Raw genomic sequence first — 1,539 nt, 5'->3', positions numbered from 1 at the left:
TGAACACCGATTCTGGAAATGATGGTCAAAGTGTTCAGATTGAAATCAGTATGGGTGTTCACGTTCAATCAGTAGAGGTGTTCACGTTCCGTCAGAATGAGTGTTCATGATCGGCCGGAATACGCAATTGCTGCGCCCCTAGGAATAACAAGCTCCGCTTTTGCGGAGCTTGAAGATAATTGAATTCACTTGTAGTACTGGCAACAACGTCTGGAGTTATGTGCGGTCGTACATAAATTATACTAGTGTGATTACCAAGGGATACTGACGTGTATTAGTTCAGACTAGATCTTACTTTGCTTGTAGTGCAGGTGGGGGCTACGATTGAAACACTTCGAGCCTATGTCGATAGTCAATCAACACCAGATTAAAGTTCTTCGAACTTTACGCCTTATATCCCCGCCCTGTGATCGGGCGAGGGTTTACGGCGTGATTGCTAAAATCTAAAATACTGCTGTCCAGATTTTCCGTTGGTTAATGTACCCAATCCTCAAAAACGAGTCCGTCTACACGTTGAAACTCGCGCACGTTATTGGTTACTACTACACAGCCAGCCGAGATTGCATGTCCAGCGATAGCTGCATCATTGCTTCCGATTGGCGTCCCTTTGGCTGCTAGGTCAATTCTAACCGCCGTTGCTGCATCCACCGCCGCTTTATCCCACGGTACGATTTCATCAACACGCTTCAAGAACTCTGCGACCAACCGAGCATGTTTGGGAGACGCCTTTTTTCCAATCAGGCCAAATTGCATTTCTTGATATGTGATAACCGAGATCACAACACGATGTTGCTTATTCACAGCCTCTTGTAGCTTAAGCAACACAGATACCGGCTGTTCGCGCATAATGAATGAGCAGATACACGTATCGAGCATGTAAGTAATTTTTTTACTCAAAATTAAAGCGTCCTTCATCAATTACTACGTCCTGACGCTCGATCATGAAGTCATCATCTGCTTTTTCCTGACCTGCAAACGAAAGCCAATCAGGGCGAATTGGGCGCAAGGTAATAACATCACCATCTTTATAAATTTCAAGTTCGTTAACGCCGTCAAAGGCCATATCTTTTGGCAATCGAACCGCTTGGTTCTGACCATTTTTAAAAATTGATACTGTTCTCATCGCTATCACCTTTTAGGCATATGTTTACCATATGCTCAGTATACGAAATCACATACATATGTCAAGCATATGCAAACACCTAAACCCAGTTCTAGCGGACGCTTACCTTAATCCTCATGTTGTCGCATGAAATAGCAGGTATAAGTACACTCATTACTCATTCTGTCGCATATTGATATCCAGCTAGCCGATGGAGCTTTTTTTATCCTCAATGTGTCGCACTTAATCCTCATGTTGTCGCATGACATAACAGGGATAAGTACACTCATTACTCATTTTGTCGCAAAAAATCTATCCATTTGATATTAAACAATAAAATAATTAATGGGATTTATCCTCATTTTGTCTTAGTTGGATTTACCTTTCTTGATTGAGGAAAGTCACCACCAATGACTACACAAGATTGGTTACATGAC

General features: G+C 42.3%; 2 protein-coding genes. Both read right to left on the bottom strand.

Annotated elements, in window-relative coordinates; translation table 11 throughout:
* Positions 1-474 precede the first annotated feature (474 nt).
* Positions 475-915 carry a type II toxin-antitoxin system VapC family toxin gene (locus J3L11_RS18755; RefSeq protein WP_242695342.1) on the bottom strand — a complete coding sequence of 147 codons (441 nt, stop codon included), beginning with the start codon at positions 913-915 and terminating at the stop codon, positions 475-477.
* The gene (vapB, locus tag J3L11_RS18750; RefSeq protein WP_207571974.1) at positions 890-1,123 is read right to left on the bottom strand and encodes a type II toxin-antitoxin system VapB family antitoxin; all 234 of its coding nucleotides are present in this window, start codon (positions 1,121-1,123) and stop codon (positions 890-892) included. The genes J3L11_RS18755 and vapB overlap by 26 nt, the downstream gene beginning before the upstream one ends.
* Positions 1,124-1,539 lie beyond the last annotated feature (416 nt).

The sequence above is a fragment of the Shewanella sp. 4t3-1-2LB genome, assembly GCF_017368415.1.
Lineage (GTDB): Bacteria > Pseudomonadota > Gammaproteobacteria > Enterobacterales > Shewanellaceae > Shewanella > Shewanella fodinae.
This window is presented reverse-complemented; position numbering and strand designations above follow the sequence as displayed.

Bases quoted from the DNA above. Each gene is read 5' to 3' on its own strand.
- J3L11_RS18755 (WP_242695342.1), bottom strand. From the start codon at position 915: ATGAAGGACGCTTTAATTTTGAGTAAAAAAATTACTTACATGCTCGAT.
- vapB (WP_207571974.1), bottom strand. From the start codon at position 1,123: ATGAGAACAGTATCAATTTTTAAAAATGGTCAGAACCAAGCGGTTCGA.